Origin of the sequence: Metallibacterium scheffleri, assembly GCF_002077135.1 — a bacterium.
In the GTDB taxonomy this organism is placed as follows: Bacteria; Pseudomonadota; Gammaproteobacteria; order Xanthomonadales; family Rhodanobacteraceae; genus Metallibacterium; species Metallibacterium scheffleri.
Genome location: NZ_LDOS01000002.1, coordinates 1,765,505 through 1,780,668, shown reverse-complemented (window position 1 = coordinate 1,780,668; position 15,164 = coordinate 1,765,505). Strand labels below are relative to the sequence as shown.

Sequence of the window (15,164 nt, the reverse complement as noted above, 5' to 3'; positions counted from 1 at the left end):
GACGTCGCGCGCGTCATGCCGGAGCCGAACATGAGCAGCGTCAGCGCAGCAAACCTCGAGGATTTCGACATCGATCGCGTGCGCGCGGACTATCCGCTGTTGGCGCGCACGGTGCACGGGGGCAAACCGCTGGTGTATCTGGACAACGCCAATACCGCGCAGAAGCCGGCCTGCGTCATCGAGGCAGTGGATCATTTTTATCGCGAACGCAATGCCAACGTGGCGCGCGCGGTGCACGTGCTCAGCGAAGAGGCGACCAATCTCTACGAAGGCGCGCGCAGCGCGCTGGCGCGCTTCATCAATGCCGGTTCGGCGCAGGAACTGGTGCTGACCAGCGGTACCACCATGGCCACCAACCTGGTTGCGTACAGCTACCTGCTGCCTCGGCTCAGGCCCGGCGACAGTGTTCTGGTCACGCGCATGGAGCACCATGCCAACATCGTGCCATGGCAGCTGGTCGGGCAGCGCAGCGGCGCCACGCTCAAGGCCGCGCCCATCAATGCGCGCGGCGAACTGTTGGTTGACGAGTTCATCGCCATGCTCACGCCCGAGGTGAAGCTGGCGGCGCTGACGCATGTGTCCAACGTGCTGGGCACGGTCAATCCGATCGCGCAGATCGCCGCTGCCTGCCGCAAGCGCGGCATTCCGCTGCTGGTGGATGGTTCGCAGGCGGTGCCGCACATACCGGTGGACGTGCGCGCGCTGGGCTGCGATTTCTACGCCTTCACCGGCCACAAGATGTGCGGCCCGACCGGCACCGGCGCGTTGTGGGCGCGGCGCGAAATCCTGGCCGGGATGCCGCCGTTCTTCGGCGGCGGCGAGATGATTCGCGAGGTGCGCATCGAGGGCAGCACCTTTGCCGATCCACCCGCGCGCTTCGAGGCCGGCACGCCCAATATCGCCGGCTTCGTCGGGCTGGGCGTCGCGGTGGATTACCTGCAAGGTATCGGCATGTCGCGCATCGCCGCGCGCGAGCAGGAACTGCTGGCCTACGCCACGCAGCAACTCAAGCAAGTGCCGGGCCTGCGCATCATCGGCGAGGCTGCGCACAAGGCCGCGGTGATCTCGTTCCTGATCGAGGGCGCGCATGCGCACGACCTAGCAACGCTGCTCGATCTGGAAGGCGTCGCGGTGCGCTCGGGACACCACTGCGCGCATCCGCTGATGCAGTTCTACGGCGTTCCGGCCACCTGCCGCGCTTCGTTCGCGTTCTACAACACCTTCGCCGAAGTGGATGCGCTGTGCATCGCGCTGAACAAGGCGCGCAGTCTGCTGGCATGAGCGCGCCGCGCGCCGAGGCTGGCAATCCCTACCATGCGCTGTTGCTGGCGCACGCCCGCGCGCCTTTGCATCAGCACTCGTTGACCCGTTGCGATGCCGCCGCCGATGGCCGCAATGCGCTGTGCGGCGACAATATTCACATCGAGCTGAACGTGTGCGATGGACGCATCAGCGCGTATGCGTTTCGCGCCGAGGCCTGCGTGCTCACGGTTGCCGCGGCATCGATGCTGGGCGGGCGCGTACGCGGGCTGGATCAGCGTGCGCTGCTGGCGCTGGCGGCACGCTTTGATCAACTGCTCGCAGGGAACGCTGCAACCGAAGCTTGCGCCGGGCTGGGCGAGCTGGCGGCGTTCGCTGAACTCGCTGCATTTCCGTCACGGCACAAGTGCGCGCGTCTGCCATTCGCCACCCTGCTGGCGGCGCTGCATGGAAGCGCCTGCGCCACGACCGAGGAAGCCTGATGCACGACTTGATGTTCCGCAGCGCGACCCTCGCCGACGCCGAGGCGATCGTGGCGCTGGTTGAAAGCGCCTATCGCGGCGACGCCAGCCGCGTCGGCTGGACCACCGAAGCCGACCTGCTCGATGGCCGGCGCACCGACGTCGCGTCGGTCCTGGCGTTGATGCATGCGCCTGACTCCATGATCCTGCTGGCGCAGCGCGCCGATGGGCCAGCGTTGCTGGCCTGTTGCCATCTGGCGCGCGAGGGCGCGGATAACGCCTATTTCGGCATGTTCGCGGTACGCCCCGATGCGCAAGGCGAGGGCGTGGGCAGGCGCGTGTTGGCCGAGGCCGAACGCATCGCGCGCGCAACCTGGCGTTGCTCACACATGGCCATGACCGTGATCGACGTGCGCGCCGAGCTCATTGCCTGGTATGAGCGTCGTGGCTACCACCGCACCCGCGAGTACAAGCCGTTTCCGTACGGCGATGCGCGTTTCGGCCTGCCGCGGCGACCGGATCTGCGTTTCGAACTGCTACTCAAGTCGCTGACCGAGGTGTGCGCATGAGCGTTGCATCATGCGATGGCTGGGTGCGCGTGTGTGCGCGCGCCGAGTTGCTGCCTGGCGAGTTCAAAACCGTGTGGGATGGCGACACGCCAATCGTGGTCTACAACATCGACGGCGACTTGTTCGCGATCGAGGACCGCTGTACGCACGACGACGGTGAACTGGCTGGCGGCGCCCTGCATGGCTACGAACTGGAGTGCGCGCGCCACGGCGCTCGTTTCGACTTGCGCACCGGCGCGGTGCTGTGCGCGCCGGCCTATGTGCCCACCGCGAGTTTCCCGGTGCGCGAATGCGAAGGCATCATCTACACCCGCGACGATCGCGTCTGATTCAATCGTGCACACAATCGTGCAGGGCAGCGCTTGACGCGTTGATATCTTGCAGTCTTGCAGCTGTCCTCGCGGCACTGTAGCCGCCAGCATCACGTGCGCGCGGGCGGATCCGCAGCGCTGATTTCATCAAAACGTGCCAGCACAATCTCACCATGGCCGCTGAGTCGGCAGGCGCCGCTGGCCCAGGCGCTGTCATTGATTTGCAGATCGAGTCGATCGTCGCCGGTTTGGCGCAGTTCCGCGTTGCCAGCGAACACATGCACGAACCAGCGTGGCGCATCCGGCAGCAGCAGCGCGCCGACCAGCGGGCGCGCCAGCAGCGTGGCGGTGGTACCGGCGCGCGTCATCAGGTTGAACACGCGCGTCGGCCCATCGGGCAGGACGGCGCGCGGTGCAGCGGCACCATCGAAGCGCACAACCTGCAAGCGATCGATGGCCATCGTGGCGGGCGCATGCGCGGCGCTGAAGCGCAGTTGCAGGCGGCCGTCCAGCGGCGTCAACTGGCGCAGGGTATCGGGGTAGACCGAAAACGCCGCGGCACGATCGTCGCGCGCGATACTGATGCGCCACTGCCAGGCCAGCGGGTCCGGGCCGATCGCGAGCACGGTGGTGGTACCGGCGCCGTTGGCCCATGGCTCATCGCGCAGCAGCGGGGCGGGCAGACGTTGCAGCATGGACGCGGAATCCGAGTGGCGCAGGCATGCGCGATCGGCTCAGCATGCCATCGCGCACATGGTGCGTGTGGCGCTCAACCCGTCGCAGTACGGGCCTGCGCCAGTGGTGGATGATAGGCGAACACGTGCACCGGCCCACCACAAAAATCGAGCGTGTCGACGCGCTCACCGCCGAGGTGCGCGGCTAGTTTTTCCGAAGCCGCGTCAGCAGGGCGGATCAGGCTCACCACGCGCGCGGCACGCAATTCCCGCCATGCATATTCCAGCGCCGCGCTGGCCGCTTCAGTGGCATAGCCCTGACCGCGTGCACCTGGTTCGATCATCCAGCCCAGTTCCAGATCGGGCCAGCCCTCGGGTTTGAGCAAGCCGACACGGCCGATGAGGCGCCCATCGCCGAGCAGTTCGACTGCCCACATGCCATAGCCGCGCAGCACCCAGTGGCCGAGCAGCATGGCCATGGATCGCCAGGCATTGAGCCGGTCCAGCGGCTTGCCATCACCGACGTGGCGCGTGCTGGCGTGGTCCGCGAGCATGCGCGAGTAGGCATCGAAGTGGTCCTCGCGCAGCGCGGTCAAACGCAGGCGCGGGGTGCGTAATTCAGGAATATTCAGGCTCATGCTGCTGCGTGCGTGCGTCAGCATCGCGGCGCGGCCAGCAGGGCGGCAAGCCGCGCCGTCGAGGAGGCGATGCTCTCATGCCAGGCATAGCCGACGATATTCTGGCCGCTGTCGGCGTCGGTGAATTCTTCAACCTGTCCAGGCGCCAGCAGGTGGCGGTAGTCCACGGTCAACTCGGTGCCCGCGGCGAGGGGGCCATTGGCGAAGATGAAGCCCAGGTGCCACAGCCCAGTGGGCGCGAAACTGTGATTGACAAAGCATTCATCCGGCCAGTCGGGCGAGAGCGTGTAGCGTTGCTCGAACCAGCGCACGCTGGTGTGCAGCAGGCAGGACAATGCAGGATCAGCGTTGATTTCATCGAAGGTGTAAGTGCGATCGATCGCATCCGGCGCCACCACGATGCTGCCGGCGGCCACGGGCGCATCCAGGAACAGGCCCTTTCCGGCGCCAGGAATGCGCGAAGCTGCGATGCGATAAGACGTGAGGATCATGCGGCGTTCCAGCGTGGGGACGCAATTGTAGTCCCCGTGTCCGCATACGGCAGCATCGACCTACAACGCCGCGCAGGCAGCGGCGCTGGCAGCGTTCACGACGGCGTTGCGCAGGCGCCCGGAGTTGCTCATCACCAGTTGGCGCGTGGTGTCGGCGCGGCCGGCCTGGCACAGGGTGAAGGTGACATTGCTGCCCGCCGCGCCGCCGCTGGGCTGGAACGCCAGCCGCGTGCGCCCGCGCGTGGACACGATACGCAGCCCTGCATCGCCACCGCCGCGCAGCAGCGGCGCGGCATCGGGCTGGTCGTCGCGATCGCGGTCCACGGCCATCAGCCAACCACCGTCCCAGCGCGTGTCCGGTGCACAGCGCGCACCATCGCTGCTCGGGCACACGATGACGCGCGCACCGGCCGATACCGCCGCGGTGCGTGCGTAATGCAGCGCGCCAACGAACTCGTTGCCCGCGCCCAGCACGCGCTGGCGCGCGATCGCATCCCCCAGCGCTGGTGCCGCCACGGCGCCGAGCACGGCGATCAGCGTCGTGACCAGCATCAGCTCGATCAGCGTCCAACCCGTTTGCCTGCGCATGTCCGCATGCCCCGCCGTGGCGAGGACTCAGGCTAGGTCGCCGCGCATGGGTGCGGCAGCGGCGCACGCCGCCATGCATTGTGCGGCGATGCCTACACCGCAGGTCGGATCACGCCGGCCGTGTGTGCCTCAGTCGGGCTTGCCGGCCTTGAGTCTGGCCACCAGCGCGTGCAGCGTGGCCTGGGTTTCGGCGCGTTGCCACACCGCGCCGAATTGGGCGATGGGCAGGTGTTCGCGCTGGGTCATGGCGATCAGATCGGCGCGAGCCACGGCGCGGGTTTCCAGCATGGCCTGGCGCGGCAGGGCCAGCAGCGCCTGCAACCACAACAGCGCGCGCTGCGGCACTTGGTCGACCTCGGTGAGTTCATCGACCATGCCGATGCGCAACGCGGCTTCGGCTTCGAGCATGGTGCCGGAGACCAGCAAACGCTCGGCGCGGTAGGGCCCGAGCAGACGCGCCAGCGCGTCGCGGATGACGGTGGGCACGGTCAGGCCGACCTGCACTTCGTTGAGGCCGATCCTGAACGGGCCTGCGGCCATCACGCGGTAGTCGCAGAACAGCGCGATCACGGCGCCACCGGCCGGGCTGTGGCCGGTGATCGCGGCGGCGACGGGAATGGGACTTTGCGCCAGTGCGGCGGCCATGCCGAAGAAATCCTCGAAGCAGTGCTGCAGGGCTGGCGCGTCGAGCGCCAGCAGCGCGGGCACATCCAGTCCCGCTGAAAACAGACCGGGACTGCCGGAAATGAGCAGCGCCTGCGCGCCTTGCGCGGGCGCGGCTTCGATGGCCAGACGCAATGCGCGGATCAGGCCCGCATCCAGCGCGTTGACCGGCGGCCGCGCCAGGCGCAGCTCGCGGATGCCGTAGTCGTGTTCGGTGATGTGCAGCATGGGGCGATCGACTCAGCGTGGCGCGGGCGCGTCGGCGGCATCGTAGCGCAGCGTGTAATCGATGTTGGCGCTGCCCTCGGCGGGCACGCGTACGCGCCACATGAGCGTGTCGACACTGCGTGCGACCGGCTGTGGCGCGCTGTGCAGCAACATCCATTCGCGCCAGCGCTGCGGATGCGTGTAGACGGTGATGGTGCGTGCGCTGCGGCTGGTGTTGCTGAGCGTGTAGCGCAAGCCCTCGGTCAATACCTTGCCATCGACTTGCCAATGCGTGCGGCTGCGCGTCACCTTCAGTGCATAGGCGTTGCCCGGAACCAGCACCACACGGTCACCCTTGCGCGCGTTATCGATGCCGCTGGCGCCGATGAATTGCAAGCTGCCATCGGCATCGGGCAGGTACACGCGCGCCTCGCCCGAGGGCAGGTTCTGCGGCGCCGTGAAGGTGATCTCGATGCGTGGGTTGCCGGACTCGGCATGGTGGTTATCGGGGTTGAAGTCGGGCTGCTGCGGACTCCAGCCGGGTGGCATGGCATCACCGAACACGGCAGCGTGCGCGCAAGCCAGATTGTGTGGTGCGTACAGCGGCACCTGCACCACGGCGCCCACGGCCAGACTGAGCGGCACGGCGAGACGATAGCTGCGGTAGTCGCCAAGGCCGCTTTGCGCCGGCGGCGCGGGTGCCGCAGCCTCGGCAGGCGCCGCCATCAGGCGCGGGGTGCCCATCGCGATCATCCCGGCAGGCGCATGCACGGTACCGGCCAGCAGGGTGATGTGCGCGTCATCGAAGCGCGTACCGCTGTGATTGGCCAGCGTTGCGCGTGCTTCCAGCGTGCCTCGACACGATGTGCCGCTATTCAGCATCAGGGCGTAATCAGGTCGCCAGCCCAGCCCGGCAGTGGGATACACCAGTTCGGCGCGATAGCTGCCAGCGTGCGGGGCATCCACGCTGACTTGCGCCTGCTGGCCGGGCGCGCCGAGCTTGAGACCCGCGGGCAGGGCCACATCGCCGGACACCAGGTGCAGCGCGCCGCTGGCGGCCTCGACCAACAAGCGCGCGCCGTCAACCGCGCGCAGTTTGCCGCTGACCAAGGCTGCGCCCTGCGCGTTGCTTACCGTGACCTTCGCGCCGATGGCTTGCTGCAGCAGCGCGGCAACGCCATGCACCGGCGGCAGCACGCGCAGGCCGGCAAAGCGCACGTCGCTGGCGGCTGGAAATTGCAGCAGCAGCGCACTGGCGTCGAGGCGCGCGGCGAGGCCTTGCAGGGTCAGCGTCTGCATGCCGGCGTGCAACGTGAATGTGCGCTGCTGGTGCACCAGGGCATAACCGCTTTGCGTGGCGAAATCGCCCGGCATGAACAAATCCTGCTGCTGCGCCGGGTAGATCGTCAGCGCTGTGCTGTCGGCGGCGTGCGCACGGGATATGGCAGCGACGAGAACCAGCCCGCAGGAAAGCGCGGCAGTCAGCAGGGTGCGTAGCGGGGTGCTCATGTCCAATCCTCCGTCGGGGATGCGGGCCATCTTAGTCGCGGCAGGCGCGCGGATCGCCGACCCGCTCGTCACAGCGCGTGGATACGCCGACTCAGAGGCTGTGAGTTTTTCGGTTGTCGGCGTGGGCGCGACGGCTGCTGATGCTGGACGTGGTCGCCTGCGCGTGCGGTCGAATGGCGCAGACGGTGCCCGTGATGGGTGTCGGTCTCCCGAACTTCGCGCTGGCTGAGCGCTTTGGGGCCATTTCTTGCCCTCTCATGCGGCCTGCGCCGCCATGGCGGACGGATCTGTCCCCCAACCGATGAGTTGCGGTGCCAGCGCGGCGGTGCGCAACAGGTTGTGCGCCAGCACGAACAGGCCCACCACCGAGCGGACCTTGGCCAAGCCACGCACGGGCATGCGCAGCAGGCCTCGGTTACGCGCCTGGGCGTTGACGCATTCGGCGGTTGCCGCGCGCTGCTTGTAGATGTCCCTGGCCTCGCTGCCGGCCATGCGCACGCGCCACTGGGCCACCGCCTCGGAGTCATCGGGCTTGGGTTGGTGCTTGTCCTGCGCGACCTCCTTGCCCTGCGCGTCCTGCTTCGTCCTGGGTTCTGGCACCGGCGCGTAGACCTTGGTCCTGCCGGCCACCGCATCGATCTGCTCGTGCGCGGGGAAGCCGCCATCGACCAGCCACTGCTCCGGGCTGCGCCCCAGGCGCTGCGCGACCTGCTCGACCATCGGCGCCAGTTGCGCCATGTCGCTGCCGGCGGTGACCACGTCCATGCCGACGATGACCTGTTCTTCGCAGGTGGTGGCAAACTGCACGTTGAACGCCGGACGGAAACCGCCGTCGCCCATCTTCATGACCCGCGCGTCGGCGTCGGTGGTGCTCGCTCTGGCGTCTTCGGCCCTGGAGCCGTTGCGCTTCTTGGCAGCGGCCACTTCAGGCAGTTGCTCCAGCGCCGCCTGGATGCGCGCTTCGCGCTCCCGGGCCGCGCGCAGCTTGGCCGCCTGCGCTTGCCGCCGGGCTTGACCCGGATCGGCCTGGGCCTGCGTCTTGATCGTCTGCACCAGCTCGCGGGCCTGGCTCAGGTGGTCGTCCAGGCTGGCTTGGCGGCGGAACGAGGCGGCACCCGCAGCGGCGCGAACGCGCATGCCGTCCTGCGCCACGCGCTGCAAGGTGATCGCACCCACCGCGGCCAGGGCGGCTACGTTATCCGTGAGCAGCTCGTCCATCAGCGCTTCGTTGCCCGCACGAAAATCATTGAGCGCGTGATAGTTCACCGACACGCCGCCGCAAATCCACCGGTACGCATCGTGCTCCAGGCTCAGCCGCGCCACTTCGCGGCCGCTGCCCACACCGTCCAGCGTGGCGTACAGCCACAGTGCGAACAGAATGCGCGGGTCGATCGCCGCACGACCGGCGTTGCTGCCGCGCGCCTTGACCGCCTCGATCAACCGACTCAGGTCCTGACGCTCGACGTAACCCCACACCAGTCGCGCCCGGTGGTCCTCGGGCAACAACGATTCCAGGTCCGAGGCGCGCAGCTCCACCTGCAAACGGTTGGGTTCGAGCAATCGCGGCGCGCCTTGCTCTCGCTGCATCGCCGCCTTGGCCTGCGCCTCCCGTACCTGGGCTTCGCTGGGCTCGGGCAGGTCCAGAAACAGGCCTGTCTGCGTCGCCGCCGGGTCATGCTCAGTGGATGTCGTCATGCTCGCTATCATGCCTGCCGCACAACCGTTTGGGTGGCTCAGAGAAAAACTCTCACCCTCTCAGGCCGCGCAGGCGCTGCGGATCGCCGCGGGCAGGGCCACGCTGCGCCCGCTGGCCGGGTCCATCCACACCAGGGTGACATCGCCATCGCAAAACAGGCATTGCGCATCGCGCGCATCGACGATGCGGTGCGCCAGCGTCAGCGAGCTGCTGCCCACCCGTGTGCAGCACAGTTCGATGTGCAGGCTGGCGGGCCATTCGATCGGGCGCCGGTAGTTGAGCGTACTGGCGGCAAGCACCGGCATGGCGTGCGCGTCGAACCACGGCCCCGGTACGTCCTTCAACCACTGCAGACGCGCTTCCTCGAGATAGGTGAGGAACACCGAATTATTGACGTGATTGAACGCATCCAGATCGCGCCAGCGCACCATGAGAATCGCGGTGAACAGCGGTTGCGCCGGTACAGGCGACGACGTGGCAGGGGTGGACGTTGGTTGCGCGGCGACCTTGCCGCGGCGCTTGCGTGGACTGGCTTGGGTCGGGCTCATGCGTGGCGTTTCCGTTTGGGGCTTGCGGCGGGTGCGTGCCGTGCCGGCAGCAGCGGTGCGAGAAAGGTGCCGGTGTGCGAACCCGGCGTGGTGGCGATCTGCTCCGGCGTACCGCTGGCGATGATCTGGCCACCGCCGGCGCCGCCCTCGGGGCCGAGATCGACCACCCAGTCGGCGGTCTTGATCACGTCCAGATTGTGTTCGATCACGATGACGGTGTTGCCCTGATCGACCAGCTGGTGCAGTACGTCGAGCAATTGCTCGATGTCGTGAAAGTGCAGGCCAGTGGTGGGTTCGTCGAGCACGTAGAGGGTGTTGCCGGTGTCGCGTCGCGACAGTTCCTTGGCCAGTTTGACGCGCTGTGCCTCGCCGCCGGACAGTGTGGTCGCGGCCTGGCCCAGCTTCAAATAACCCAGGCCCACCGCGATCAGCGTCTCCAGTTTGCGCGCCAGCGCCGGGATCGGCTGGAACAGGCTCTGCGCGGCCTCGATGGTCATCTCCAGCACATCGCTGATGCTGTGGCCCTTGTAGTGGATCTCCAGCGTCTCGCGGTTGTAGCGCTTGCCGTGGCACACATCGCAGGGCACGTACATGTCGGGCAGGAAGTGCATTTCCACTTTGATCATGCCATCGCCCTCGCAGGCTTCGCAGCGCCCGCCGCGCACGTTGAAGCTGAAGCGTCCGGCTTCGTAGCCGCGCGCGCGTGCCTCGGGCACCTGCGCGAACAATTCGCGCAACGGCGTGAACAGGCCGGTATACGTGGCCGGGTTGCTGCGTGGCGTGCGTCCGATCGGCGACTGGTCGATGGCCACGATCTTGTCGAAATGCTCCATGCCGCTGATCGCGGCGAACGGCGCGGCTTGCGTGCCGGCACCGTTGAGCACGCTGGCGGCATGCGCCAGCAGGGTGTCGTTGATTAGCGTGGACTTGCCCGAGCCGGAGACGCCGGTGACGCAGGTGAACAGGCCCACCGGCACGCGCAGCGTGACCTCGCGCAGATTGTTGCCGCGCGCACCATCAAGCTGCATCCAGCGTTCGCGCGCCGCGCTTCGGCGCTGCTCGGGCACCTCGATGCGGCGCGCGCCGGACAGGTACTGCCCGGTGAGCGAGCGCGGCGTGGCGAGCACATCGGCCAGCGTGCCCGCGGCCACCACTTCGCCGCCATGCACGCCGGCGCCGGGGCCCATGTCGACGATGAAATCGGCGCTGCGGATGGCATCCTCGTCGTGCTCGACCACGATCACCGTGTTGCCCAAGTCGCGCAGGCGCTTGAGCGTGGCCAGCAGGCGCGCGTTGTCGCGCTGGTGCAGGCCGATCGAAGGCTCGTCCAGCACGTACATCACGCCGACCAGACCGGCGCCGATTTGGCTGGCCAGGCGGATGCGCTGCGCCTCGCCACCGGAGAGCGTGTCGGCGGTGCGTTCCAGGGTGAGGTAATCCAGACCCACGTCGAGCAGAAAGCGCAGGCGTTCGCGGATCTCCTTGATGATCCGGGCGGCGATCTCGCCGCGCCAGCCGGGCAGACTCAGCGTATCGGCAAACTCCAGCGCCGCGCGTACCGACAGCGCGGAAATCTCCGGCAGGGTGCGCTCGCCCACCGACACGCTGCGCGCGGAGCGATTCAGGCGCGCGCCGCCGCAGTCGGGACAGGCGCGCACGCTGATGTATTTGCGCAGCTCCTCGCGCACGGCGATCGAATCGGTCTCGCGGTAGCGGCGCTCGAGGTTGGGCACGACGCCCTCGAAGCGGCGCTTGCGCGCCGCGCCGCGCCCGCCCTGGCCGAGGTCGCGGAAGACGATTTCCTCCTCGCCTGAGCCGTGCAGCACGGCCTCATGCACGGCGCGCGGCAGGTCCTGCCATGGCGTTTCCACATCGAAGCCGTAGTGCTTGCCCAGCGACTGGATCATCTGGAAATAGTGCGGGTTGCGCCGGTCCCAGCCGCGCACGGCGCCACCGGCCAGCGACAGCTCCGGATGCAGCACCACGCGCGCCGGATCGAAGAATTCGGTGGTGCCGAGGCCGTCGCAGCGCGGGCAGGCGCCGATCGGCGAGTTGAACGAGAACAGGCGCGGCTCCAGCTCGGGCAGCGAGTAGTCGCACAGCGGACACGAGTAGCGCGAAGAGAAAATCTGCGTGGGTGCTTGCGGATCATCCAGATCAGCCACGACAGCCAGGCCTTCGCCCAGGCGCAGCGCGGTCTCGAACGATTCGGCCAGGCGTTGCGCCAACTCGGGTTTGGGCCGGAAGCGATCGACCACGGCCTCGATGCTGTGCTTCTGGCGCAGGGTCAGCGCCGGCACCGCATCCAGATCCACCACGGCGCCATCGACGCGCGCACGCACGAAGCCCTGCGCGCGCAGGGCTTCGAACACCTGGACATGCTCGCCCTTGCGCTCGCGCACCACTGGCGCCAGCAGCATCCAGCGCCGCTGTGGGTCCAGTGCCAGCGCCGCATCGACCATCTGGCTGACCGTTTGCGCGGCCAGCGGGATGCCGTGCTCGGGGCAGCGCGGCGTGCCGGCGCGCGCGTAGAGCAGGCGCAGGTAATCGTGGATCTCGGTGATCGTGCCTACGGTCGAACGCGGGTTGTGCGAGGTGGATTTCTGCTCGATCGAGATCGCCGGCGACAGACCCTCGATGGCGTCCACGTCGGGCTTTTCCATCATCGACAGGAACTGCCTGGCGTACGACGACAGCGACTCCACGTAGCGACGCTGGCCCTCGGCGTACAGCGTGTCGAAGGCCAGTGAACTCTTGCCCGAGCCGGACAGCCCGGTGATCACGATCAGGCGCTCGCGCGGCAGGGTGAGGTCGAAATTCTTGAGGTTGTGCGTGCGCGCGCCGCGGATGCGGATCGAGTCCATGGCGAGTTCCGGTAGGCAAGAGCGGAACTATAAACTGGCGGGCGGGTCGGGCGCATGCGCGTGCGACCGCTGGCTCGGCAATGCGTCCTCGGGCGCCTGGGCATTTCGGCGAAAGCCGCGAAAGTCACTGCGCGTGGGTGTCGAGCAGCATGCAGCAGGCGTCTGCACGCTAAGATCGGCAGCGCTGCCAGCAGGCAGCATTCCCATGTTCCCGATCAAGGAGAAAACCATGCGTCCATGGATCGCCGCAGGCGCCGTCCTGCTTGCTCTTGGCCTTGGCACGGCCACGGCGGCGGATGCGCCGCCGGCGCAACCGCAGGCCAGCAGCGCCAGCGTGCACGAGTTGCTGGTTGCCACCCATGCCACCACGATGATGCAGCAGGTGATGCAGCAGATGGCCCAGCAGCTCGATGCAATGGTCAAGCAGCGCCTGCCTTGCCTTGCGCCCGGCGAAGTGTCATCGGTGCTGACCACCCCGCAGGCCACACGGCAGATGACCGACCTGGTCGTGCCGATCTACCAGCGCAACTTCACCGAGCAGGATGTGCGCGAGTTGCTGACGTTCTACCGCTCGCCACTGGGGCAGAAGATGCTGGAAGTGCAGCCGGCGATCATGCGCGAGTCGATGCTGGCCGGCGAGCAGTTCGGTCGCCAGCAGTTCACGCAGCGCATCAGTCAGCTGGAGACCACAGGCAAGCTCAACGCCGAAGGGCAGTGCCCGGTGTCGCCTGCGGCCAAGCCGGCGGCAGGCGGGTGATCCTGCCCGGGTCCGCGCGCATGCGTCGCGGGCCCGGTGTCCGGGGCGCGGCGTAATTGACGGTAACCCCGCGCCGCCGCTAGAATTCCGCTGCTTTACCTCCCAGAAGAACTACATTCGAGGCCAATCATGTACGCAGTCATCGTGACTGGCGGCAAGCAGTATCGCGTGATGCAGGGCGAGATCCTGCGCGTGGAACTGCTGCAAGCCGCCGTGGACAGCACCGTCCAGTTCGACCAGGTGCTGATGGTGGGCGAGGGCGAGACCGTCAAGGTCGGCGCGCCAACCGTCAGCGGAGCCAGCGTCAGCGCCAAGGTGCGCACGCACGGCCGCGCCGACAAGATCCGCATCGTCAAATTCCGCCGCCGCAAGCACCATCGCAAGCAGATGGGTCACCGGCAGCATTACACCGAAGTCGAAATCACCGGCATCCAGGCCGGCTGAGCGAAGGAGCATCCGTCATGGCACATAAAAAGGGCGTCGGTTCCAGCCGCAACGGCCGCGATTCCAACCCGAAATACCTCGGCGTCAAGATTTATGGCGGCGAGTCCGTCGAGCCGGGCAACATCATCTTGCGCCAGCGCGGCACCCAGTTCCATCCCGGTGCCGGTGTCGGCTGCGGTCGCGATTACACTCTGTTCGCGCTGACCGAGGGCAAGGTGCAGTTTTCGGTGAAAGGCCCCAAGAAGCGTCGCATGATCAGCGTCGTCTCGGCCTGATTCGTACCCGCGTCGCGCACCCAGCCCCGCCGCGTGCGGGGCTTTGTGTTTATGGGACTTTGCCGCACTGCCACTGGGCTATTCTTGCGCCATGAAATTCGTCGATGAAGCCCTGATTCATGTCCACGCCGGCAATGGCGGTAACGGCTGCGTGAGTTTCCGGCGCGAGAAGTTCATCCCCTTCGGTGGCCCCGACGGCGGCGATGGCGGCGCAGGCGGCTCGGTGTGGCTGGTGGCCGATGAGAACCTCAACACGCTGGTCGATTTCCGCCACCAGCGCGTGTTTCGCGCGCAGCGTGGGCAGAACGGCATGGGTCGCCAGATGAGCGGCCGCGGCGGCGAGGATTGCGTCATCCGCGTGCCGGTAGGCACCGAGGTGGTCGGCACCGAAACCGCGGAGTCGCTGGGCGATCTCACCGCGCACGGTCAGCGCCTGCGCGTGGCGGCGGGTGGCGAGGGCGGGCGCGGCAACGTGCACTTCAAAAGCTCGGTCAATCGTGCGCCGCGGCGCGCCACGCCGGGCCGCGAGGGCGACGCGCGCGAGTTGCGTCTGGAGCTCAAGCTGCTGGCCGATGTCGGCCTGCTGGGCTTTCCCAATGCCGGCAAGAGCACCTTCATCCGCGCGGTTTCCGCGGCCACACCGCGTGTCGCCGACTACCCCTTCACCACGCTGCATCCGCACCTGGGCGTCGTGCGCATCGAAACCGACAAGAGTTTCGTCGTGGCCGACATCCCGGGCCTGATCGAGGGCGCGGCGGAGGGCGCCGGGCTCGGCATCCAGTTCCTCAAGCACCTTTCGCGCACGCACCTGTTGTTGCACGTGGTCGACATGGCGCCGCAGGATGACAGCGATCCGGTGCAACAAGTGCGCGCGATCGAGGCCGAACTGGAGCAGTTCGATGCGCGCCTGCTGCAGCGTCCGCGCTGGCTGCTGCTGAACAAGATCGACCTCGTGCCGCAGGAACAACGCGCGCGGATGGCTGCGCGCATCGTGGCAGACCTGGGCTGGACGGCGCCGTGGTTCCCGATCTCGGCGGCGGTGCGCGAGGGCACCTGGGATGTTTGTCTGGCCGCGCAGCGTTTTTTTGACGCCGAGCGCAAGGCGCGCGAAGAGGCCGCGGCCGAAGCCGTGGACCTGCGTTTTGCGGCGCCTGGGGATGAGGCCGGCGCGTGATGTCGGCACAGCAAAAAGGCCGGCATCAGCCGGCC

The 15,164-nt window shown here is 67.6% G+C and carries 17 protein-coding genes; 8 read left to right on the top strand and 9 right to left on the bottom strand.

Annotation, left to right across the window (positions count from 1 at the left end; genetic code table 11):
* Window positions 1-30 precede the first annotated feature (30 nt).
* The 4 genes from Mschef_RS13430 to Mschef_RS13415 are packed head-to-tail and all read left to right on the top strand — an operon-like array spanning window position 31 to window position 2,619.
* Window positions 31-1,281 (top strand): aminotransferase class V-fold PLP-dependent enzyme, encoded by a 1,251-nt coding sequence (locus tag Mschef_RS13430; protein ID WP_081129209.1) that lies wholly within the window; start codon window positions 31-33, stop codon window positions 1,279-1,281.
* Window positions 1,278-1,742 (top strand): iron-sulfur cluster assembly scaffold protein, encoded by a 465-nt coding sequence (locus Mschef_RS13425; protein ID WP_081129206.1) that lies wholly within the window; start codon window positions 1,278-1,280, stop codon window positions 1,740-1,742. Before Mschef_RS13430 ends, Mschef_RS13425 begins: the two co-directional genes overlap by 4 nt.
* On the top strand, window positions 1,742-2,290 hold the full coding sequence (locus Mschef_RS13420; protein WP_081129203.1) for a GNAT family N-acetyltransferase: 549 nt from the start codon (window positions 1,742-1,744) through the stop codon (window positions 2,288-2,290). The genes Mschef_RS13425 and Mschef_RS13420 overlap by 1 nt, the downstream gene beginning before the upstream one ends.
* The gene (locus Mschef_RS13415) at window positions 2,287-2,619 is read left to right on the top strand and encodes a non-heme iron oxygenase ferredoxin subunit (RefSeq protein ID WP_081129201.1); all 333 of its coding nucleotides are present in this window, start codon (window positions 2,287-2,289) and stop codon (window positions 2,617-2,619) included. The genes Mschef_RS13420 and Mschef_RS13415 overlap by 4 nt, the downstream gene beginning before the upstream one ends.
* A 92-nt stretch (window positions 2,620-2,711) precedes the next feature.
* Here the strand turns inward: Mschef_RS13415 and Mschef_RS13410 are convergent, their stop codons facing one another.
* From Mschef_RS13410 to uvrA, 9 genes are all read right to left on the bottom strand, one after another.
* Window positions 2,712-3,296, bottom strand: coding sequence for a HutD/Ves family protein (locus Mschef_RS13410; protein WP_081129198.1), 585 nt, complete (start codon window positions 3,294-3,296; stop codon window positions 2,712-2,714).
* Between the two features lie 74 nt (window positions 3,297-3,370).
* Window positions 3,371-3,913: a GNAT family N-acetyltransferase gene (locus tag Mschef_RS13405; RefSeq protein ID WP_081130044.1), complete on the bottom strand. Its 543-nt coding sequence runs from the start codon at window positions 3,911-3,913 to the stop codon at window positions 3,371-3,373.
* A gap of 17 nt (window positions 3,914-3,930) precedes the next feature.
* Window positions 3,931-4,404: an SET domain-containing protein gene (locus tag Mschef_RS13400; RefSeq protein WP_081129195.1), complete on the bottom strand. Its 474-nt coding sequence runs from the start codon at window positions 4,402-4,404 to the stop codon at window positions 3,931-3,933.
* A 60-nt stretch (window positions 4,405-4,464) separates the two neighbouring features.
* Window positions 4,465-4,992 (bottom strand): GspH/FimT family pseudopilin, encoded by a 528-nt coding sequence (locus tag Mschef_RS13395; RefSeq protein WP_081129192.1) that lies wholly within the window; start codon window positions 4,990-4,992, stop codon window positions 4,465-4,467.
* 129 nt (window positions 4,993-5,121) lie between these two features.
* Window positions 5,122-5,883 carry an enoyl-CoA hydratase/isomerase family protein gene (locus tag Mschef_RS13390; RefSeq protein WP_081129190.1) on the bottom strand — a complete coding sequence of 254 codons (762 nt, stop codon included), beginning with the start codon at window positions 5,881-5,883 and terminating at the stop codon, window positions 5,122-5,124.
* 12 nt (window positions 5,884-5,895) lie between these two features.
* Window positions 5,896-7,371, bottom strand: coding sequence for a DUF4139 domain-containing protein (locus tag Mschef_RS13385; protein ID WP_081129187.1), 1,476 nt, complete (start codon window positions 7,369-7,371; stop codon window positions 5,896-5,898).
* 255 nt (window positions 7,372-7,626) lie between these two features.
* Window positions 7,627-9,066, bottom strand: a complete 1,440-nt coding sequence (locus tag Mschef_RS13380; RefSeq protein ID WP_081126278.1) for an IS1182 family transposase — start codon at window positions 9,064-9,066, stop codon at window positions 7,627-7,629.
* Window positions 9,067-9,126: 60 nt separating this feature from the next.
* Entirely contained in the window at window positions 9,127-9,615 is a 489-nt protein-coding gene (locus tag Mschef_RS13375) for an acyl-CoA thioesterase (RefSeq protein WP_081129184.1), read from the bottom strand.
* On the bottom strand, window positions 9,612-12,479 hold the full coding sequence (gene uvrA / locus Mschef_RS13370; RefSeq protein ID WP_081129181.1) for an excinuclease ABC subunit UvrA: 2,868 nt from the start codon (window positions 12,477-12,479) through the stop codon (window positions 9,612-9,614). The genes Mschef_RS13375 and uvrA overlap by 4 nt, the downstream gene beginning before the upstream one ends.
* A 205-nt stretch (window positions 12,480-12,684) precedes the next feature.
* Here uvrA and Mschef_RS13365 point away from each other — a divergent pair, with 205 nt between their 5' ends.
* The 4 genes from Mschef_RS13365 to cgtA all read left to right on the top strand — a co-directional run bounded on the left by Mschef_RS13365 (window position 12,685) and on the right by cgtA (window position 15,129).
* On the top strand, window positions 12,685-13,236 hold the full coding sequence (locus Mschef_RS13365; RefSeq protein ID WP_176212460.1) for a DUF2059 domain-containing protein: 552 nt from the start codon (window positions 12,685-12,687) through the stop codon (window positions 13,234-13,236).
* A 129-nt stretch (window positions 13,237-13,365) separates the two neighbouring features.
* Window positions 13,366-13,680: a 50S ribosomal protein L21 gene (gene rplU, locus Mschef_RS13360; protein WP_081129178.1), complete on the top strand. Its 315-nt coding sequence runs from the start codon at window positions 13,366-13,368 to the stop codon at window positions 13,678-13,680.
* A 17-nt stretch (window positions 13,681-13,697) separates the two neighbouring features.
* Entirely contained in the window at window positions 13,698-13,955 is a 258-nt protein-coding gene (rpmA, locus tag Mschef_RS13355) for a 50S ribosomal protein L27 (RefSeq protein ID WP_081129175.1), read from the top strand.
* A gap of 91 nt (window positions 13,956-14,046) precedes the next feature.
* On the top strand, window positions 14,047-15,129 hold the full coding sequence (gene cgtA / locus Mschef_RS13350) for an Obg family GTPase CgtA (protein ID WP_081129173.1): 1,083 nt from the start codon (window positions 14,047-14,049) through the stop codon (window positions 15,127-15,129).
* The last annotated feature ends 35 nt before the right edge of the window (window positions 15,130-15,164 follow it).